General features: G+C 70.2%; 21 protein-coding genes and 1 riboswitch. Of the genes, 13 read left to right on the top strand and 8 right to left on the bottom strand.

Annotated elements, in window-relative coordinates:
• Positions 1-47: 47 nt before the first annotated feature.
• The gene (gene abc-f / locus ACQPXM_RS30020; RefSeq protein ID WP_432939703.1) at positions 48-1,670 is read right to left on the bottom strand and encodes a ribosomal protection-like ABC-F family protein; all 1,623 of its coding nucleotides are present in this window, start codon (positions 1,668-1,670) and stop codon (positions 48-50) included.
• Between the two features lie 388 nt (positions 1,671-2,058).
• Positions 2,059-2,190, top strand: a riboswitch (FMN riboswitch).
• Positions 2,191-2,369: 179 nt separating this feature from the next.
• On the opposite strand from abc-f, the gene ribD reads away from it, so the two are divergent.
• The 5 genes from ribD to ribH are packed head-to-tail and all read left to right on the top strand — an operon-like array spanning position 2,370 to position 6,390.
• Positions 2,370-3,398, top strand: a complete 1,029-nt coding sequence (gene ribD / locus ACQPXM_RS30015; RefSeq protein ID WP_432939701.1) for a bifunctional diaminohydroxyphosphoribosylaminopyrimidine deaminase/5-amino-6-(5-phosphoribosylamino)uracil reductase RibD — start codon at positions 2,370-2,372, stop codon at positions 3,396-3,398.
• The gene (locus tag ACQPXM_RS30010) at positions 3,399-4,019 is read left to right on the top strand and encodes a riboflavin synthase (protein ID WP_432939700.1); all 621 of its coding nucleotides are present in this window, start codon (positions 3,399-3,401) and stop codon (positions 4,017-4,019) included. It begins immediately after the preceding gene.
• The gene (gene pnuC / locus ACQPXM_RS30005; RefSeq protein ID WP_432939698.1) at positions 4,016-4,687 is read left to right on the top strand and encodes a nicotinamide riboside transporter PnuC; all 672 of its coding nucleotides are present in this window, start codon (positions 4,016-4,018) and stop codon (positions 4,685-4,687) included. Before ACQPXM_RS30010 ends, pnuC begins: the two co-directional genes overlap by 4 nt.
• Entirely contained in the window at positions 4,687-5,919 is a 1,233-nt protein-coding gene (locus tag ACQPXM_RS30000) for a bifunctional 3,4-dihydroxy-2-butanone-4-phosphate synthase/GTP cyclohydrolase II (RefSeq protein WP_432939696.1), read from the top strand. Before pnuC ends, ACQPXM_RS30000 begins: the two co-directional genes overlap by 1 nt.
• Positions 5,920-6,390, top strand: a complete 471-nt coding sequence (gene ribH, locus ACQPXM_RS29995; protein WP_432939693.1) for a 6,7-dimethyl-8-ribityllumazine synthase — start codon at positions 5,920-5,922, stop codon at positions 6,388-6,390.
• Between the two features lie 10 nt (positions 6,391-6,400).
• Here the strand turns inward: ribH and ACQPXM_RS29990 are convergent, their stop codons facing one another.
• Entirely contained in the window at positions 6,401-6,997 is a 597-nt protein-coding gene (locus ACQPXM_RS29990) for a TetR/AcrR family transcriptional regulator (RefSeq protein WP_432939690.1), read from the bottom strand.
• Positions 6,998-7,067: 70 nt separating this feature from the next.
• Here ACQPXM_RS29990 and ACQPXM_RS29985 point away from each other — a divergent pair, with 70 nt between their 5' ends.
• From ACQPXM_RS29985 to ACQPXM_RS29975, 3 genes are all read left to right on the top strand, one after another.
• Positions 7,068-7,778 carry a type 1 glutamine amidotransferase domain-containing protein gene (locus ACQPXM_RS29985; RefSeq protein ID WP_432939688.1) on the top strand — a complete coding sequence of 237 codons (711 nt, stop codon included), beginning with the start codon at positions 7,068-7,070 and terminating at the stop codon, positions 7,776-7,778.
• 85 nt (positions 7,779-7,863) lie between these two features.
• On the top strand, positions 7,864-8,883 hold the full coding sequence (locus ACQPXM_RS29980; RefSeq protein WP_432939685.1) for a nitronate monooxygenase: 1,020 nt from the start codon (positions 7,864-7,866) through the stop codon (positions 8,881-8,883).
• A 38-nt stretch (positions 8,884-8,921) separates the two neighbouring features.
• A complete protein-coding gene (locus tag ACQPXM_RS29975; protein ID WP_432939683.1) occupies positions 8,922-9,875 on the top strand; it encodes a pyridoxal-phosphate dependent enzyme in 954 nt (317 codons plus the stop codon).
• A gap of 182 nt (positions 9,876-10,057) precedes the next feature.
• Here the strand turns inward: ACQPXM_RS29975 and ACQPXM_RS29970 are convergent, their stop codons facing one another.
• Both ACQPXM_RS29970 and ACQPXM_RS29965 read right to left on the bottom strand, forming a co-directional pair.
• A complete protein-coding gene (locus tag ACQPXM_RS29970; protein ID WP_432939680.1) occupies positions 10,058-11,011 on the bottom strand; it encodes a hypothetical protein in 954 nt (317 codons plus the stop codon).
• Between the two features lie 42 nt (positions 11,012-11,053).
• Positions 11,054-11,524, bottom strand: coding sequence for a hypothetical protein (locus ACQPXM_RS29965; RefSeq protein WP_432939678.1), 471 nt, complete (start codon positions 11,522-11,524; stop codon positions 11,054-11,056).
• Positions 11,525-11,661: 137 nt separating this feature from the next.
• Between ACQPXM_RS29965 and ACQPXM_RS29960 the strand changes: the two genes are divergently transcribed.
• A complete protein-coding gene (locus ACQPXM_RS29960; protein ID WP_432939675.1) occupies positions 11,662-12,633 on the top strand; it encodes a helix-turn-helix transcriptional regulator in 972 nt (323 codons plus the stop codon).
• Here the strand turns inward: ACQPXM_RS29960 and ACQPXM_RS29955 are convergent.
• A complete protein-coding gene (locus tag ACQPXM_RS29955; protein ID WP_432939672.1) occupies positions 12,587-13,594 on the bottom strand; it encodes a P1 family peptidase in 1,008 nt (335 codons plus the stop codon). The genes ACQPXM_RS29960 and ACQPXM_RS29955 overlap by 47 nt on opposite strands.
• A 19-nt stretch (positions 13,595-13,613) precedes the next feature.
• On the opposite strand from ACQPXM_RS29955, the gene ACQPXM_RS29950 reads away from it, so the two are divergent.
• The gene (locus ACQPXM_RS29950) at positions 13,614-14,324 is read left to right on the top strand and encodes an MBL fold metallo-hydrolase (RefSeq protein ID WP_432939670.1); all 711 of its coding nucleotides are present in this window, start codon (positions 13,614-13,616) and stop codon (positions 14,322-14,324) included.
• Here the strand turns inward: ACQPXM_RS29950 and ACQPXM_RS29945 are convergent.
• Complete coding sequence (locus ACQPXM_RS29945; RefSeq protein WP_432939668.1) at positions 14,297-14,911, bottom strand: hypothetical protein; 615 nt, start codon at positions 14,909-14,911, stop codon at positions 14,297-14,299. The genes ACQPXM_RS29950 and ACQPXM_RS29945 overlap by 28 nt on opposite strands.
• A gap of 55 nt (positions 14,912-14,966) precedes the next feature.
• Between ACQPXM_RS29945 and ACQPXM_RS29940 the strand changes: the two genes are divergently transcribed.
• Entirely contained in the window at positions 14,967-15,404 is a 438-nt protein-coding gene (locus ACQPXM_RS29940) for a cupin domain-containing protein (protein ID WP_432939665.1), read from the top strand.
• Between the two features lie 4 nt (positions 15,405-15,408).
• Here ACQPXM_RS29940 and ACQPXM_RS29935 read toward each other — a convergent pair whose 3' ends face one another.
• Complete coding sequence (locus ACQPXM_RS29935; RefSeq protein WP_432939663.1) at positions 15,409-16,239, bottom strand: LLM class F420-dependent oxidoreductase; 831 nt, start codon at positions 16,237-16,239, stop codon at positions 15,409-15,411.
• Between the two features lie 159 nt (positions 16,240-16,398).
• Between ACQPXM_RS29935 and ACQPXM_RS29930 the strand changes: the two genes are divergently transcribed.
• Entirely contained in the window at positions 16,399-16,974 is a 576-nt protein-coding gene (locus ACQPXM_RS29930) for a dihydrofolate reductase family protein (protein WP_432939660.1), read from the top strand.
• Here the strand turns inward: ACQPXM_RS29930 and ACQPXM_RS29925 are convergent.
• A complete protein-coding gene (locus ACQPXM_RS29925; protein WP_432939657.1) occupies positions 16,958-17,827 on the bottom strand; it encodes an alpha/beta fold hydrolase in 870 nt (289 codons plus the stop codon). The two genes, ACQPXM_RS29930 and ACQPXM_RS29925, sit on opposite strands and share 17 nt — an antisense overlap.
• Positions 17,828-18,179: 352 nt before the next feature.
• Here ACQPXM_RS29925 and ald point away from each other — a divergent pair, with 352 nt between their 5' ends.
• Positions 18,180-19,295, top strand: coding sequence for an alanine dehydrogenase (ald, locus tag ACQPXM_RS29920; RefSeq protein ID WP_432939654.1), 1,116 nt, complete (start codon positions 18,180-18,182; stop codon positions 19,293-19,295).
• Positions 19,296-19,322 lie beyond the last annotated feature (27 nt).

Below are 19,322 nucleotides of genomic sequence, written 5' to 3'. Positions count from 1 at the left end.
AGGGCATGAGGCAACCAATGGAGAAGGAGCGGGCAGCGAACGAAGGATCAGGTGGTTGCTGCGGACTCCAGCAGGCGGCCCTCGCTCAGCGCGAGCCAGCGGGTGATGCCGATCTCGCTCAGGAAGCGCTCGTCGTGGCTGACGACCACGAACGCGCCTTCGTAAGCGTTCAAAGCCGACTCGAGTTGCTCCACGCTGACCAGGTCGAGATTGTTGGTCGGCTCGTCGAGCAGGAGTAGTTGCGGCGCCGGTTCGGCGTACAGGACACACGCCAGCGTGGCCCGCAGGCGTTCACCACCCGACAGCACACCGACCGGCAAATGGATGCGCTGACCGCGGAACAGAAAGCGGGCCAGCAAGTTCATCCGCTGCGCCTCGGGCATCGTCGGCGCGAAGTCGGCGAGGTTCTGCGCGACCGTGCGGTCCAGGTCGAGCAGGTCGAGACGCTGGGACAGGTACGCGATCCGCCCGTCGGCCCGTTTCACCGAACCGCCGTCCAGATCACCCTGGATCCAGCGCAGCAGCGTCGACTTGCCGGCGCCGTTCGGGCCGGTGAGGGCGATGCGTTCCGGCCCGCGGATGTTCAGCGCGGCACCGTCGCCCGCGAACAGGTCGCGCTCGCCGAAGCGCACCGTCAACCCGCTGCCCTCGAAGACCGTCCGGCCCGCCGGCACGTTGGTCCCGGGCAGTTCCAGCGCGAGTCGCGGTTCGTCGCGGCGGGCGCGGCCGGCCTCGTCGAGCTTGGCCTTCGCGTCGTTGAGCCGGTTCGCGTGAGTCGAGTTGGCCTTGGCGGCCGACACCTCGGCGGACCGCTTCATGTTGCCGGCCATGATCCGCGCCAGCCCGGCGTCCTTGAGGTTGCGCTGCGCGTTGCTGGCCCGCCGCTGTGCCCGCTCACGCGCCAGTTGCATCTCGCGCTTCTCGCGCTTGAGGTCCTGCTCGGCGGAGCGGATGTTCTTCTCCGCGACCTCCCGCTCGGCCTCGACCGCTTCCTCGTACGCCGTGAAGTTGCCGCCGTAGTACCGGACCTCGCCTCGTTCCAGCGCGGCGATGCGGTCCATCCGGTCGAGCAGCGCGCGGTCGTGACTGACCAGCACCAGGCAGCCGTTCCAGCTTTCCAGTACGGCGTACAGCTTGTGGCGCGCGGCGAGGTCGAGGTTGTTGGTCGGCTCGTCGAGCAGCAGCACGTCGGGCTGCTTCAGCAGTTGCGCGGCCAGTCCGAGCGAGATCACCTGCCCGCCGCTGAACGTGCTGAGCCGTCGGTCGAGGTCGGCGTCGAGTCCGAGCCGGTCGAGCTGGGCGCGGGTGCGCTCTTCGATGTCCCAGTCGTTGCCGACGGCAGTGAAGTGCCGCTCGTCGACGTCGCCGGACTCGATCGCGTTCAGCGCGTCGATGACCGGTTTGACGCCGAGCACCTCCGCGACGGTGAGGTCGCCGACCAGCGGCAGGCTCTGCGGGAGATAGCCGAGGACGCCGTCGACGGAGATGTTGCCGGCGGTCGGCTTCAGTTCGCCGGCGATCAGTTTGAGCAGCGTGGACTTGCCGGCGCCGTTGGGCGCGACCAGGCCGGTCCGCCCTGGACCGGCGGTGAAGGACAGGCCGGTGAAGACCGGGGTGTCGTCGGGCCAGGCGAACGACAGGGAGGAACAGACGATGGACGCATCGGACATGCGGGAGACCTCGAGAAAGGAGTGCGCCGCCGCGGCCGGCGGCAGCGGGAGTGGTCAGGAAACGCCGATCAGGCCACGGCAGCGGTGCGTGCGCACCGGCCTATGGCCTGTCACCTCGGGACTCACCCCGAGATGTCGTCGTCGACTCCTGCCACGTTCGCGGTCTCCTCGAAGAATTCGGTGACTCACGGCAACGATAACAGCCGTCCGGTGATCGGCCGAGGCAATTTGCCGACCTGCACCACCGACCAACGGGCCCGAGGCCGCGGCCCCGAGCGGGGCAGCCGGCCCCGGCGCCGGGTTGGTCGGTGGTGGAGGTCCGAGTGGCGGAAGCAACATCGGTGGGACTGGAACGGCGTCGTACACTTCCAGTACGAGTGAACCCACTCGCGTGCTCCGGGGTCGGTGTAATTCCGAGCCGGCGGTGACAGTCCGCGACCCGGTCGATGTTGTTCGTCGGCCGGTTGACCTGGTGGAATTCCGGGACCGACGGTGAAAGTCCGGATGGGAGGCGCACGCGATCGGTGTGCGCTCCGGCGTCCGGACACGGCGCGGCCCAGTGGGTCGCGTGAGGTGACCCTCGAGGTCACGGATGGTCGCCCGCGGTCGCACCGCGGGTGATCGCGAGTCCCGGGCGACGGTTCGTGCGCCGGTTGTCATGACCCCCGGAGTGCGGTCCGTGACAACGAGGGATCGTCAGTGAACAACGCTTCGCCGATCGACGTCGCCTGGATGCGGCGTGCGATCGAGCTGGCCGCGCGGGGGATCGGCAGCACGCACCCCAATCCCGTCGTCGGCTGTGTGATCACCGGCCGCGACGGGCATCCGGTCGGTGAGGGGTACCACGAAGTCGCCGGTGGCCCGCACGCCGAGGTGAACGCGTTGCTGATGGCCGGCGACCGCGCCCGCGGCGGTACCGCGTACGTGACCTTGGAGCCCTGCAACCACACCGGCCGGACCGGGCCGTGCGCCGACGCGCTGATCGAGGCCGGCGTGAGCCGCGTCGTGTATGCCGTCCCCGACCCGAACGCGCAGGCCGCCGGGGGCGCCGAGAAGCTGCGGACCAAGGACATCGAGGTCGAGCAGGGCGTACTCCGGGACGAGGCCGAGCGGGTCAACTACGTCTGGCTGCACAGCGTCCGGACCGGCCGGCCGTTCGTGACCTGGAAGTTCGCCACCACGCTCGACGGTCGCAGCGCCGCGCCGGACCGGTCGAGCAAGTGGATCACCGGTACGGCGGCCCGCGCGGACGTGCACCGCAAGCGCGCCGAGTGCGACGCGATCGCGGTCGGCACCCAGACGGTGCTGGTCGACGATCCCGAGCTGACGGTGCGGGACGACAACGACCAGCCGGTCGGTCGCCAGCCGCTGCGGGTCGTGGTCGGCGACCGCCCGATCCCGGAGACCGCGCGCGTTCGCAACGACCGGGCCGAGACGCTGCTGCTGCCCACCCACGACCCCGCCGAGGTGCTCCGGCAGCTCGACGACCACCAGATCCGGCACCTCTGGCTGGAGGGCGGGCCGACGCTGGCGGCCGCCTTCCTGCGGGCCGGACTGGTCGACCAGATCGTCGCGTACGTCGCGCCGGCGCTGCTCGGCTCCGGCTTCTCCGCGGTCGGCGACCTGGGCGCGGAATCTATTGACCACCTCCGGCGGTTCACCCTTGCGGACGTCACTCGTCTCGGCGACGACGTCCGGCTCACCCTGACTCCCCTGGGAGGGAAGTAGATGTTCACCGGAATCGTCGAGGAGCTCGGCACCGTCGAGTCGCTCGATCTGCTGGAGGGCGACGCCGCCCGGCTCACCATCCGTGGCCCGAAGGTCACCCAGGATGCCGCGCACGGCGACTCGATCTCGGTCAACGGCTGCTGCCTGACCGTCGTCGGCACCGGTGACGGCACGTTCACCGCCGATGTGATGCGGGAGACGCTGCAGCGCACCAGTCTCGGCGGCGCGACCAAGGGCGCCACGGTCAACCTCGAACGGGCCGTCACCGCGCACGCCCGGCTGGGCGGCCACATCGTCCAGGGACACGTCGACGGCGTCGGCACGATCGCGAGCCGCGAGCCGGCCGAGCACTGGGAGCTCGTCCGGGTGGCGGCCGGTCCGGAGATCCTCAAGTACGTCGCGGAGAAGGGTTCGATCGCCGTCGACGGCGTCTCGCTGACCGTCACCGACGTCGACGACGCGACCGGCACGTTCGGGATCAGCCTGATCCCGACCACGCTGGAGCTCACCGTGCTGGGGCGCAACAAGGTCGGTGACACCGTCAACCTCGAGGTCGACGTGATCGCCAAGTACGTCGAGCGGCTGCTGACCGCCCAGAGTGTTGCTGGAGGCAACGAATGATCGACTGGCTGCTGCACGAGCAGGTCACGATCGCCGGTTCGCCGGTGCTGGTCCGCGAGATCGTCGGCAACGTGTTCGGCCTGGCCAGCGCCCTGTTCGGGATGCGCCGGCTGGTCTCGGCCTGGCCGATCGGCATCGTCGGCAACGTGCTGCTGTTCACCGTGTTCGTCGGCGGGCTGTTCGACACCCCGCAGGACAAGGACCTGTGGGGCCAGGCCGGCCGCCAGGTCTTCTTCGCGCTGGTCAGCCTCTACGGCTGGTACCGCTGGTACCAGACCCGCCACGGCGGCGCCGGGACCGGCGTCCAGCCGCGCTGGGCCACGGCCCGGGAGCGGCTGGAGATGCTGGGCGCGGCCGTCGCGCTCTACGCGATCGCGTACTTCGTGCTCCGGGAGCTCGGCTCCTGGGGGCCGCAGTGGGACGCGTGGATCCTGACCGGGTCGATCCTGGCGACGTACGGGATGGCGCGCGGGTTCGTCGAGTTCTGGCTGGTCTGGATCGCGGTGGACGTGGTCGGCGTTCCGTTGCTGGTGCAGGCCAAGTTCTACCCGTCCGCGGCGATGTACGTCGTCTACGGACTGTTCTGCGTGGTCGGATTCGCTGCCTGGTGGCGGATCAACAAGCGGGAGACCCTCGCGGTCACCCCTGAACCAGTGGTGGTGGGTTGATGGGCGAGGTGCTGAAGCTCGACACGATCGAGCACGCGATCGACGAGATCCGGGCCGGTCGCGCGGTGATCGTGGTCGACGACGAGGACCGGGAGAACGAAGGTGATCTGGTCTTCGCCGCGTCCAAGGCGACCCCGGAGCTGCTGGCGTTCCTGATCCGCTACAGCTCGGGTGTGGTCTGCGTACCGATGGAGGCCGCCGAGCTGGACCGGCTCGGCATCCCGCTGATGACGCCGCACAACCGTGAGCGCTTGCGGACGGCGTACACGATCTCCGTGGACGCCCGCGACAAGATCAGCACCGGGATCTCCGCGGCCGACCGGGCCCGGACGATCCGGGTGCTGGCCGACTCGGCCTCGGAGTCGTTCGACCTGGTCCAGCCCGGCCACGTGTTCCCGCTGCGGGCGCGCGAGGGCGGCGTCCTGGTGCGCCCCGGGCACACCGAGGCGTCGATCGACCTGGCCCGGATGGCCGGCCTGCGGCCGGCCGCGGTGATCTCCGAACTGGTCAACGACGACGGCACGATGAAGCGGGGCGCGGAGCTGCGCGCGTTCGCCGACGAGCACGGCCTGGTGCTGGTCTCGATCGCGGACCTGATCGCCTACCGGCGCCGGACCGAGAGCCAGATCGAGCGGGTCGCCACCACGACCCTGCCCACCCGGTACGGCGACTTCGTTGCCCACGGCTACCGCAACACCGTCGACGGGTCGGAGCAGCTCGCGCTGGTCCGCGGCGAGATCGGGGACGGGCCGACGCTGGTCCGCCTGCACTCGGAGTGCCTGACCGGCGACGTGTTCGGCTCGCTGCGCTGCGACTGCGGTCCGCAGCTGGACGAGGCGATGCGGCAGGTCGCGGCCGAAGGTGGTGTGGTGGTCTACCTGCGCGGTCATGAGGGCCGCGGGATCGGGCTGCTGCACAAGCTGCAGGCCTATGAGCTGCAGGACGCCGGCCGGGACACCGTCGACGCGAACCTGGACCTCGGGCTGCCGGCCGACGCGCGCGAGTACGGCACCGGCGCGCAGATCCTGGCCGATCTCGGCATCACCTCGGTGAAGCTGCTGACCAACAACCCGGCCAAGCTGACCGGCGTCCAGGCGTACGGGATCGACGTGGTCGAGCGCCGCGGGATCTCGATCGATCCGACCGAGCACAACCTGCGCTACCTGCGCACCAAGCGCGACCGGATGGGCCACCATCTGCCCACGGGCACCGACGAAAAGGGAGTCAACTAGATGTCCGGCAGTGGAGCACCGACGATCGAGACCCCGCGGGTCGAAGGGGCCCGGGTCGCGGTGGTCGCCGCGCAGTGGCACCCGAAGGTCACCGACGCGCTGGTCGCCGGCGCGATCCGGGCGCTGGACGAGTCCGGCGTCACCGACTACTCGGTGATCCGCGTCCCTGGTTCGTTCGAGCTGCCCGTCACGGCCCTGCACGCCGCGAAGTCCGGGTACGACGCGGTGGTGGCGCTGGGCGTCGTCATCCGCGGTGACACCCCGCACTTCGAGTACGTCTGCCAGGCCGCCACCGACGGCTTGATGCAGGTCGGCATGACCACCGGCGTACCGGTCGGCTTCGGTCTGCTCACCTGCGACAACGACCCGCAGGCGCTGGACCGGGCCGGTCTGCCCGATTCGCGCGAGGACAAGGGCTACGAGTCCACCCAGGCGGCGCTGTCGACGCTGGCCGCGATCAAGAACCTCTGACGGACCTTGCTCACGCCCTCGCGCCGAGCAGCGCGAGGGTGTGGGACCACAGCTGGTCGAGCTGGCCGGGATCGTTCATGAGTTTGGCGAACAGGACCATGCCCTCCAGCTGAGCGACCAGTGAGCGGGCCGCCTCCCGGGTGTCGGGCACGGCGATCGTGCCTTCCTGCTGCGCCAGCTCCACGACGGCGGTCACCATCGTGATCTGCTGCTCGAAGATCTCCTGCAGACGGCGCTGGATCGCCTCGTCCTTCGCGCTCAGCTCCAGCGCCAGGTTGCCGAACAGGCAGCCGGTGACCGCGCCGGTGTCCTTCTGCGCGGCACGCTGGACCTCCGTGGTGGCGTCGAACAGATCGCGGAGCCGCTCCAGCGGCGGCTTGTCGCTGCCCAGCAGCGCGGCCCACTCGGCGTGCTGCCCGGCCCAGTGCTCTTCGATCACCGCCTCGGCGAGCGCCTGCTTGGAGTCGAAGAAGTAGTAGAAGCTGCCCTTCGGTACGCCGGCCGCCGAGCAGATCTCGGCCACGCCGAGCGCGGTGTAACCACGCTGGGCCAGCAGGTCCTGGCCGGCCCGCAGGATCTTCGGTCGCGCATCGCTGGTCCGTCCCATGTTGAAAAGTATACGACCGGTCGTCTAGTCTCGATAGTCGACCGTTCGTCTACTAACTGGAGACCTTCCCATGACCAACACCCTGCTCGTCCTGACCGGCACCCAGGTCTGGCGCCTGAACGACGGCACCGAGCACCCGACCGGTTTCTGGGCCGAGGAGTTCGTCGCTCCGCACCGGGTGTTCACCGAAGCCGGCCACACGATCACCATCGCCACCCCGGGCGGCGTCACCCCGGTCGCCGACGAGCTCAGCCTGGCGCCGGCGATGAACAACAACGACGAGGCCGCGATCGCCGAGCTGCGCGCCTACCTCGACAAGTCGCAGGAGGCGCTCGCCGCCGCCGTGCCGCTGGCCGACATCGACCCGGCCCAGTACGACGTCGTTTTCGTGCCCGGCGGCCACGGTCCGATGGAGGATCTGGCCACCGACCTGGACGTCGCCCGGATCCTCGAGGCTGTGCTGGACGCGCCCGGCAAGATCCTCGCGTCGGTCTGCCACGGACCGGCCAGCTTCGTGACCGCGACCCGGAACGGCGAGTGGCTGTTCGCCGGGCGCAACCTGACCGCATTCCTCGACGAGGAGGAGCGCCAGGCGGGCTTCGCCGATCGTGCTCCGTGGCTGCTCGAGTCGCGGCTGGCCCAGCAGGGTGCGGCGTTCAGCGCCGGTCCGGTCTGGCAGCCGCACCTCGTCACCGACGGCAACCTGATCACCGGCCAGAACCCGGCGTCGGCCGAGCCCGCCGCGCAGGCTGTGCTCGAGCAGCTCGCAGAAACCCGCTGAAGCACACTGAGGCACTGGTAGAACTCGGCCGAGACGCGCCGCCGCTCCGGCGGCGCGCCGACGCTGCTGGAGGAGGAGACCGATCATGACGAGTCCCTGGACGGCCTCGCGCCTGCCCGTGATCGCCGCGCCGATGGCCGGTGGCGCGACGACTCCCGCGCTGGTGGCGGCGGCCGCGGCGGCAGGGGGCTTCGGCTTCCTGGCCGGCGGCTACAAGACCGCTGAGGCGCTGGCGGCCGAGTTTCCCCAGGTCGGGGCCGAGTTCGGGGTGAACCTGTTCGTCCCGGGTCCGTCGACGCTGACCGAGGCCGAGTTCCGCCGGTACGCCGGGGAGCTGGCGGCCGAAGGTACGCCGTACGGGCTGGAGCTGGCGAACGCCGCGATGGTGGCGGACGACGACGACCACTGGCAGGACAAGATCGACCTGTTGCTGGCGAACCCGGTGCCGTTCGTGAGCTTCACGTTCGGGTTGCCGGAGCCTGCGGTCGTGAGTGCGTTGACCGAGGCCGGTTCGCAAGTGCTCGCGACCGTGACGTCGCCGGTGGAGGCGCGTGCCGCCGAAGAGCTCGGCGTGCACGGTTTGATTGCTCAAGGCACCGAAGCCGGTGGGCACAGTGGAACGCACACGCCGGAGCGGCCCGGGCCGGCGGTGTCGGTCGGCGACCTCGTCCGTCAGGTGGCCGCGGAGACCGAGCTGCCGGTGATCGCCGCGGGAGGGGTGAGTGAGGCCTCGCAGGTGCGGGAGTTGCTGCGGCTCGGTGCGACCGCGGTCGCGGTCGGGACGGTGTTGCTGCGCACGGACGAGAGCGGAGCGAGCGCTGTGCACAAGGCCGCCATCGCGAACGCCGCGCCCGACCGGACCGTCATCACGCGGGCGTTCACCGGGCGGCCGGCGCGGGGACTGCGCAACGGCTTCATCGAACGTCACGAGGCCGGAGCGCCGCTCGGGTATCCGGCCATTCATCATCTGACCCGGCCGTTGCGGGTCGCCGCGGCGGCGGCGGGCGAACCGGACCAGGTTCACCTGTGGGCCGGGACCGGGTACCACCGGGCGCGGACCGGTCCCGCCGCCGACGTCGTCGCGGAACTCGCGTCCGAACTGTAGAAGCCGAACTCGCGGCCGAACTGGAGAAAGAGGAAAGCATGTCTGCGCCGAAAGTGTCCCTCGGCACCTGGCCGACCCCGCTCGAACCGGCGCCGCGCCTCGCGGCCGCCCTCGGTCTGGAGCCGGACGACCTCTGGCTGAAGCGCGACGACCTCGGCGGCTTGGGAGCCGGAGGCAACAAAATCCGGAAACTGGAGTGGACGCTGGGCGCCGCGCTGGCCGAGGGTGCCGAGGCCGTCGTGACGACCGGCGCGCCGCAGAGCAACCACGCGCGGTTGACGGCGGCCGCCGCGGCCCGGCTCGGGCTCGACGCCGTACTGGTGTTTCCCGGGGAGCCCGGGGCTTCGCGGTCGGGGAACCTGGCGCTCGACGGTCTCTTCGGGGCGCGCGTGGTGTGGGCCGGCGACCGGGATCGTGCGGAGGTGGCCGATGAGGTCGTTGCGGAGTTGGGGAAGGCGGCGCTGATCCCGTTCGGCGGGTCCAGTGCCGTGGGGGCGCGAGGGTACGTCGAGAGCGCGCGAGAGCTGGTTGCCCAGCTCCCCGACTTCACGACCGCGGTGGTTGCCCTCGGCTCCGGCGGGACGATGGCCGGACTCGTGGCCGAGCTCGGGCCGGAGCGGGTGCTCGGCGTCGACACCGGTGCACTGGCCGATCCGGTGCCGGTCGTCGCGCGGATGGCCGGCGAGGTCGCCGGCACGACAATCGACGCCGACCGGTTGCGCGTACGCCGCGAGCAGGTCGGCCCGGGCTACCCCCACTTCACCGATTCGTCCGCGGCGGCCCTCACCCTGGTCGCCCGGACCGAAGGCGTGATCCTCGACCCGATCTACACCGGCCGCGCGATGGCCGGTCTGATCACGGCGTTCGAGGACGGGACCCTCCGGCGCGGCGAGAAGACGGTGTTCATCCACACCGGCGGTCTGCCCGGCTTCTTCGGCAATGCCGACGCGGTCGCGTACGCGGAGTCCCAGCTGGCTGTTCATCGTTCGTGAGGCTGGCCTGGCGTTCACAAGGTGAGCACGTGGAGGCGTCGCTGCTGGCCCCAGACCGCGAACACGGAGGAGATGCTGCGCCCTGCTTCGTCCGGACCAGCTGGAGACGTTTTCCATGCGCAACTCGGGTCCGCGGTGAGCGCGCCCACCGCGGTCTGAGATCCCGGGCTGTTGTTCTGCTGCTAGTCGGTGCGCGTGTGCGTCATCTCCCAGTTCGGGATCCAGGTGGCGCCGCCGTCGACGGAGAACGACTGCTGCCAGGTGGCCTCCTGCTCGCCGGGAGTCCAGTGGAACAGCACATCGATCGGTTGACCTTCCCAGACGTCCGGGCCCTCGAAGACGCCGAGGCCGTCGGTGAACGAACCGACGACCGGTGTCTCCAGGGCACCGCGTTGACTGTTGATCCAGTGGATCGACCAGGTCTTCGTGGCCGGCGAGTAGAGCCGGAACGTCGCGCCGCGGAATCCCCGGGAGGGGAACCAGCCCTCGTCGACGCTGATCGCGCCGTCGAAGTACGTCGTCGCCTCGAGCCGCGATTCGGCCTCCTCCCAGACGAACGGTTCGCCGAGCATCGGCCGGCGGGCGCGGTTGTGCGTCGTCCAGGAGCCGATCAGGAAGTCGAAGTCACCGGTCACCTTGGGCTGGTCGAGCGGCGGCGGCTCGGTCTCGCGCCGGGTGAAGTCCATCGTCCAGTTGAGCTCCCAGGTCTCGCCGCCGTCGGTGGAGAACGACTGCTCCCAGTGCGCGGTGGTCTCGGTGACGTCGGACCAGCTGTAGCTGGCCAGGATCGGGCGGCCGTCGTACTCGTCCTCGCCGACCAGCCAGCAGGACCCGTTCTCCCACTTGCCGCGCACCGGCGGGAACAGCTCGTACGTCGTGCTGTTCACCCAGTAGATCGTCCACTCCCGCGTCTGCGGGCCGAACAACCGCAGCGACAACCCGTAGTTGCCCTTCGCAGGGAACCGCATCTCGTCGATGCTGATCGCGCCGTCGAACATCGTCCGCGCGCTGCAGGTTCCGGTGTGCTCGGTCCATTCGTCGCTGCCGCTCAGCGGTTTCACCAGCTGCCGGTGCACCACGTCGAAGTGCCCGGTGAGGAAGTCGAAGTCCCCGGTCTCTTTTGTCCATTCGGTCATGGGACGAGTCAACCGGTGATACCTGACAGGTCGTGGCAGTGTTTAGCCGGCGATCAGCAACTGGCGCCGGCGCTGGAGCCGGCGGGGTGCGTGCCACTGATCGACCAAGACGCCGACCCACGCCAGGGCCGCCAGGACGGACCACCAGTTGCCGATGGCGATGTTCACCACGGCGATCACCAAGTTGAAGCCGAACACCGCGACGACCCACTTCCGGAAGCGCTTCAGTCTGTCGAGGCGCAGGTCGACCAACTGCAGCGCCGCCGCACGGACCTCGGGGTGAGTGGGCACCGGCCCGCGCCACGTGGCGGTGCGGGCGGCCGCCCAGTCCGCGGCCGGGAGCGCTTCGAGGACCTGCCGCATCTCGCCACGGGGCTTGCGGGAGCCAAGGGCGACGGTGGCACCGACCAGCAGCCCGCTCGCGGCGCCGAAGCCGAGCGCGGCGGGGATCGTATCGCCGGAGGCTTTCGTCACGACGAAGATCGCGATGCCGAACGGCACGCCGAACAGCAATCCCACGATCCACGCCGAAGTCCTCAGCAGCCACTGCATCGGGCCATCTTTCCGCTCGTGGGGGCCATCCCCGGGCGAGCGGCGCAGTCGATTGATACCTGACAGGCAGTGGCAGGCTTTCGGCGTAGGGTCTGAGCATGCGTTCCAGCCGGTTGCTGTCGATCTTGTTGCTGTTGCAGACGCGGCGGCAGCTGACGGCGCGTGAGTTGGCCGACGAGCTCGAGGTGTCGTTGCGGACGATCTACCGCGACGTCGAGGCGCTGGCCGCCGCGGGCGTGCCGGTGTACGCGGATCAGGGGCGGGCCGGCGGATACCGGCTCGTCGACGGGTACCGGACTCGGCTGACGGGACTGACTGAGCAAGAGGCCGCGGCGCTGTTCCTGGTCGGCATGCCCGGTCCGGCGGCGGCGCTCGGATTGACCGCGGAGACGAGTGCGGCGGAGCTGAAGTTGCTGGCCGCGCTGGCGCCGGACCAGCGGGATCGCGCGGGGCGGCTGAAGAACCGGTTCTACCTGGACATGCCGGCCTGGTACTCCGACGCCGAGGACTCGCCGCAGCTGGCGCCGGTCGCCGAGGCGGTGCTGCACGACCGGCGGATCAAGGTGCTCTACCGGCGGTGGGAGGCCCCGCGGGAAGTGGAACGCACCCTTGATCCGTACGGCCTCGTGCTGAAGAACGGCAGCTGGTACGTCGTCGCCTCGGCCTCCGGCGCGGTCCGGACCTACCGCGTCTCCAACATCCTCGACCTGACGGTGACCGACGAGGAGTTCACCCGGCCGCCCGGGTTCGACCTGGCGACGGTGTGGCGCGAGCACCTCGAGGAGTTCGACCAACGGCGCTTCACCGGTACGGCGGTGGTGCGGGTCTCGGCGCGGCTCGTGAACCGGCGCAAGGACGTGTCGTTTCCCCTGCTGGTGAAGGCGATCGAGGCCGCCGAGCCGGCCGAGGACGGCACCGTGACGGTGACCGTGCCGATCGAGTCGGTCGGCAACGCGGCGGCGCAGTTCATCCGGTACGGCGACGAGCTCGAGGTGCTGGCGCCGGACGAGGTGCGGGCCGAGATCAGGCGGTTGGCGACGACGGTGGCCGAGCTCTATCCCGCGCCGTGACCCCAGCCGCTCTGACCAGCTCGTGCGGTACGGCGTACCGGATGCGGCCCTGGAAACCGGTCGTGGTGCGGGCCGCGACGAGCGAGTTGAGCAGGGCTTCCTCGACGGAATTCAAGGTGGCCTGGAAGACCGGGCGCAGCTCCTGGTCGGGCATCGGCGGCTGGTACGACGTGGCGAACGCGATCGCGTAGTCGCCGCTGCCCGGGGCGTAGTCCGAGCCGACCCGGCCGAGCGCGAAGATCGCGCGGCGGGCGATCCGGCCGAGCTGGCGGGCGTCGAGCGGAAGGTCGGTGGCGAGCACGATCATGCAGGAGTTGCCGGGCGGATCGGTCTGCCGTGGGGGAGCGGCGATCGGGGTGCCGAGGACCTGGAGGGTGCCGGAGAAGTTCGACTGGACCAGGGCGCCGATCGTGCCGGTGGGGAGCCGGCGGGACGACGTACCGATGCCGGCTTTGAAACCGAGCGCGGCGGTCCCGGTGCCGGCGCCGACGCAGCCCTCGTCGGGGAGACCGGCGGTGGCCGAGGTGAGGGCGTCGAGCACGTGCTGCTCGGTGATCGGGCGCCGGCGGATGTCGGACAGGTAGCCGTCGTTGGTTTCGCCGACGACCGGGTTGAGGCTGGTCGCCTTCGGATCGTGGTCGAGCAGGTAGGTGAGCAGGGCGTCGGCGGCGCGGAAGACGGACAGCGTGCCGGTGAGCACGATCGGGGTCTCCAGCAGGCCGAGCTCGTCGAGCTGGGTGGAGCCGACCAGCTTGCCGTATCCGTTGCCTACAGCAACAGCTGCGGGGAGGCCGGAGGTGACGTCGGCGGGCACGATCGCGGTGACGCCGGTGTGCAGGTCGTTGCCGTCGTCGAGCGTGGTGTGGCCGACCAGGACGCCTGGGACGTCGGTGATCGCGTTCAGCTCACCGGTGGGAAGGTCGCCTGGGATGACGCCGAGGTCGCGCGCTCTGGTCTGCATGCCGTCTATCGTCGGTCAGATGCGTGAGGAGAAGCTGCAGCGGGTGGCGGGGCGGGTGTTCGTCTATCCGCATGATCCTGATCCGGACGCGATCGGGGCAGCCGTGGGGGTGATCGCCGATGAGCGGGGCAGTGTGCTGATCGATGCGGGGAACAGTCCGGCGCATGCTCGGGACGTTCGGCGGGCGATCGAGCAGGCTGGGCTGCCTGCGCCGCGGTGGCTGGTTTACACGCATCATCACTGGGACCACACCTGGGGTGCGTCGGTGTGGGACGGGGTCGAGGTGGTGGCTCATGCCTCGGCGACGGCGATTCTGGCCGGCGAGGCCGAGCGGCCGTGGAGTCATCAGTACCTGCGTGACCAGGTGGGCGAGGACCCGAAGCTCGGGCCGAGTTTTCGCGCCCGGGCGCTCGCCGTACCGGAATTCTCCGAGTTGCGGATCGTCCTGCCGCACACCACGTTCGAGGACATGCTGACGCTGCCGACCGGGGTCGAGTTGCGGTACGTCGGCGGCAACCACGCGCCGGACTCGATCGTTGCCGTCGACCCCGAGTCGGACGTGATGCTGCTCGGGGACTGTTACTTCCCGCCGCCGTTCCACCTGCGGACCGAGGCCGACACGACGGACTTCGCGATGGTCCGCCGGTTGCTGCGCGAGCGGCACGCGTACTACGTCGACTCGCACTCGGCGCCGCGGAAGGGTCAGTCGGCAGCGACTCCCAAGGGCTGACCGGAGACCTCGGTCAAGGCGGTCGCGACCGTGCGCGCGTTCAGCTGGAACTCGTCGTCCGGGACCGGCGGGAGAATGTCGCCCCAGACCGACAGCAGTGGGCCGCGGAGCTGCATCATGCCGACCGGGCGGGCGAAGAACCAGACATGGAAGTGCTCGCTGCCGTCGCCGAACCGGCTGAAGTGGGTGCGGCCGACACCGTCGATCCGGCGGACCGCGCCGGCCACCCGCTGGATCATCGGGCCGAGGTCGGCGAGCAGTTCGGGGGTGAGGTTGTCGAGCCGGTAGTGCTCGCGCGGCAGCAGCAGCGCGACCATCGGCAGGCCGCTGGGTTCGAGGCCGGCCTTGAGTACCCACCGCTCGTCGCCCCAGATCGCCGAAGAGTCGGGATCGGTGCAGGTGAAACACGGACTGCCGCCCGGCTCTCCGGCGCGGGGCGGTTCCGGCAGCACCGGTTCGGCGAGCGGGACGACCCGGACGTCGCCGTCGAAGGCGAAGAACGGCCCGCCGAGCACGGGGTCGGGCGACAAGCGTTCGCCGTACGGGAGTCGCTGGTGGTAGGCGGTCGGTCGCTGTGGCGAGTCCATGCCCGCACTCTGCCTGCTGACCGGCCCGGGCGTCACGGGTATTACCGTTTCCGGCATGGCGATCGAGGAGCGGCCCGAGCTGGCCGAGGCGCTGGACCTGGCGCGGCACCCGGAGGGCGGCTGGTTCCGGGAGACCTGGCGCTCGGACGTGACGTTCGAGCCCGAGGGGTACGACGGCCCGCGCGCGACCGCGACCGCGATCTACTTCCTGCTCGCGCCGGGAGAGGAGTCGCGCTGGCACAAGGTCAACTCGGCCGAGATCTGGCTGTGGCACTCCGGCGGGCCGCTGACGCTCGAGCTCGGTGGCACCGGCGACGATCCCGACCTGCGCGAGTCGATCACGCTCGGCCCGGACGTGAAGGCCGGCCAGCAGCCGCAGGCCGTCGTACCGGCCGGGGCCTGGCAGGCCGCGCGACCGGTCGACGACGAAGCGGTGCTGGTGTCGTGCATCGTGTCGCCCGGCTTCGACTTCGCGGACTTCACGCTGCGTTGAGGTCCTAGAGCAGGACGGTGGCCAAGGCCTCGTAGCCCGGCAGCAGGTCCGGGCCTTCCTTGCCGAGTTGCTGGACGACGACCTGGTCGGCGCCGGCCTCGAGGTGAGCTTTCAGCCCGTCGGCGATCTCGACCGCCGTACCGTGCAGGACGAGGGCGTCGACCAGGTCGTCGCTGCCGCCGTCGGCGAGGTCTTGGTCGGTGTAACCGAGGCGCTTGAGGTTGCTCGTGTAGTTGCTCAGCTGGAGATAGCCGGCCAGGTAGTCGCGAGCGACCGAGCGAGCGATGTCCGGATCGGTCTCCAGCACGACCTTCTGCTCAGCCGCGAGCAGAGCGTTGCGGCCGAGCGTCGCGCGCGCCTGGCGGGTGTGCTCGGGCGTGGTCAGGTACGGCAGGGCGCCCGCGGTCCGCTCGGCCGACAGCTTCAGCACCCGCGGCCCGAGCGCCGCCAGCGCCCGCCGGTCGACCGGGACCTTCGCTTCGTCCAGTTCGTCCAGGTAGTCGACGATCGTTGCGTACGGCGACTTGTACTCACCGTCCCGCTCCCGGTGACCGATCCCGACGCCGAGCAGGAAGCGGCCCGGGTGCTCCTCCTCCAGCCGGTGGTACGACGCCCCGACCGCGGCCGCGTCGTCCCGCCACATGTTGACGATGCTGGTGCCGACCGTCACGGTCTGCGTCGAGGCGAGCAGCACCTCGGCGTCACGCAGGTCGGCGTCCGGGGAGGCGCCGAGCCAGAGCGCGCCGTACCCGAGCTGCTCCAGCCCGGAAGCGAGTTCGGGACCCCATTTCTCCGCCTGGTGCCAAACCCCGAACCGTCCCAGATCGACCGCCACGTCGTGCTCCTCTCGTCAACAACCCAGTCCTTGGGGCAACTCCGGGCGGAGAGCAGCCATTCCGGCAACAGGTGCAAGTCTTGCTCCTACTCCTGGGTCACTCAACGATGGTTGCGCCGGCAACCATTCGGTGAGCCTGCGCGGTGCTTGGATTCGGGGATGCGCAGACTCACCTACTACGTCGGGACGTCGGTCGACGGGTTCATCGCCGATCCCGACGGCGGGCTCGGGGCGTTTCCGATCTCGCCGGAAGTGGTCGACCACATCGCGGGCGAGTACCCGGAGACGTTGCCCGGGCAGGCCCGGGAGCAGCTCGGGCTGAGTGGACCCGGCAAGCACTTCGACACGATCGTCCAGGGTCGCGGCAGCTACGCGCTGGCACTCGACGCGGGCGTCACCAGCCCGTACCCGCACCTGAAGCAGTACGTCGTCTCGTCGACGCTGGCCGACGTCGACCCGGACGTGACGGTGATCCCCTCCGACCCGGTCGGCGCGATCCGCGCGCTGAAGCAGCAGGACGGCGGCGGGATCTACCTGGCCGGTGGAGGCAACCTGGCCGGGCAGTTGCTCGGGGAGATCGACGAACTGATCGTGAAGGTCTACCCGGTCGTGCTCGGTGGCGGCATCCCGCTGTTCGGTACCGGGTTCGCGCCCACGGGTCTCGTCGCGAGCGAGCACCAGATCCTCGGCGACGGGACCGCCGTACTGCGGTATCGGCTCACAGGAACGAGTTGAGCCGGTCGACCAGGGTCTTCGGGGACTCCTCCGGGATGAAGTGGCCGCAGCCGAGGCCTTCGCCTTCGACGGTGGGGGACCAGCGGCTCCAGATCTCCAGCGGATTGCCCCAGCGGGGGAGGCCGCCGGCGTTGCCCCACAGCACCAGGACCGGGCACTCGATCGTGCGGCCGTCGGCGAGGTCCTTCTCGTCGAGTTCGCGGTCGATCGTTGCTCCGGCGCGGTAGTCCTGGCACATCGCGTGCCGGACCGACGGCTTGTCCAGCGCGGCCAGGTAGTCCGCGAGCGCGTCGGGCGCCAGCGCGATCTCGTGCGGTGAGAGCGACGGGCTGCCCTCGGGGTACAGGTAGTCGCCGGTAAGCAGTTCCTCCGGCTCGGGCTCCGGGCGCGCGAGCACGTTCCAGTGCCAGTCGCGCAGCTCGTCCTCCGGCTGATCGGCCGCGGCGGCCCACATGTCCGCGGTCGGGATGATGTCGAGCACGACCAGCTTCTCGACCCGTTCCGGGTGATCGAGGGCCAGCCGGTAGCCGACCCGGCCGCCGCGATCGTGGCCGACGACGACGAACCGGTCGTGCCCGAGCCGGTCCATCAGCTCGAGCTGGTCCTGGGCCAGCGCGCGCTTGCTGTACGCCGCGACGCTGTCCTCGCGGGCCGGCGACGACTCGCCGTACCCGCGCAGGTCGGGCACCACGACGGTGTGGGTCTTGGCCAGCTCGGGCGCGACCTGGTGCCAGCAGGCGTGCGTCTGCGGGAAGCCGTGCAGCAGCAGCACCGGCGGCCCGTCACCGCCGACCCGGCAACGAACCGAGGTGTCGGACAGGTCGATCGTCTGGGTCTCGAAACCGGGAAACATGACCGCCCGGTTCACCGCGGGTGACGGCGGCAAACCTCAGCGTCGCTCCGGGTTTCCGGTCGGGGAACCGGGCGGGCAGAACTCTCCCGAACCCAGGTGGAGAGAGTGTTAAGAATGCGCCGGCCCGGGGCCGGAAAGCCAACCTCACCGGGCGCTACGACGTCTTCCGAAGAGTGTGATCGTTCCGCAGGAACTGCTCCCGCGCGTCGTCGCGGGACAAGACCATCCACTGCAGTGGTATGAACCCTGCGGGCTTACACTCGCAGCGACTCGGCAGCACGACCCCTCGACCGCCGGGCCGCGGACACAGCGACGTGGGCCGCATTCCCTGGAGACGGAAGAAGGGCGAGTTGTGAAGGTCGGAGTTCCGAAAGAAGTCAAGAACCACGAGTACCGGGTGGCGATCACACCGTCCGGTGTCCACGAGTTCGTGCGCAACGGGCACGAGGTTCTGATCGAGCAGGGCGCGGGCTCCGGCTCGCTGCTGTCCGACGAGGAGTTCGTCGCCGCCGGGGCACGGATCGTGCCGACCGCCGACGAGGTCTGGGGCGACGCGGAGCTGGTGCTGAAGGTCAAGGAGCCGGTCGCCGAGGAGTACCACCGGATGCGCCGCGACCAGGTGCTGTTCACCTACCTGCACCTGGCCGCGAGCCAGGAGTGCACGGACGCGCTGATGCGGTCCGGCATCACCGGTATCGCCTACGAGACCGTCCAGCTGCCCGACGGGTCGCTGCCGCTGCTGGCGCCGATGAGCGAGGTCGCGGGCCGGCTGGCGCCGCAGGCCGGGGCCTACCACCTGATGCGCAACGGCGGCGGCCGCGGCGTACTGATGGGCGGCGTCTCCGGCGTGCACGCGGCGCGTGTGGTGGTGATCGGCGCCGGCGTGTCCGGGATGAACGCGGCCGCGATCGCGCTCGGCATGCAGGCCGAGGTGCAGCTGTTCGACCGCAACATCGCCCGGCTGCGCGAGGCCGACAAGATCTACCAGGGGCACCTGCGCACGGTCGCGTCGAACGCGTTCGAGATCGAGCGCGCGGTGCTCGAGGCCGACCTGGTCATCGGCGCCGTGCTGATCCCGGGCGCGAAGGCGCCGAAGCTGGTCAGCAACGAGCTGGTCTCGCGGATGAAGCCCGGCAGCGTGCTGGTCGACATCGCGATCGACCAGGGCGGCTGCTTCGAGGACTCCCGGCCGACCACGCACGCCGACCCGGTGTACAAGGTCCACGACTCGCTGTTCTACTGCGTCGCCAACATGCCCGGCGCGGTGCCGAACACCTCGACGTACGCGCTCACCAACGTGACGCTGCCGTACGCCGTGGAGCTGGCCAACCTCGGCTGGCGGGAGGCGATGAAGTCCGACCACAGCCTGGCGCTCGGCCTGAACACGCACGACGGACACGTCACCTACGGCCCGGTCGCCGAGGCCCACGACCTGGACCAGCTGAAGCTGGACGAGGTCCTGGTCTGACCGGGTGGAGCGGGCAGACTGCTCCGC

It is taken from the genome of Kribbella sp. CA-253562 (assembly GCF_050942265.1).
Classification (GTDB): domain Bacteria; phylum Actinomycetota; class Actinomycetes; order Propionibacteriales; family Kribbellaceae; genus Kribbella.
Note: the sequence above shows the minus strand (reverse complement) of the source record. Positions and strands in the feature narration are given on the sequence as shown.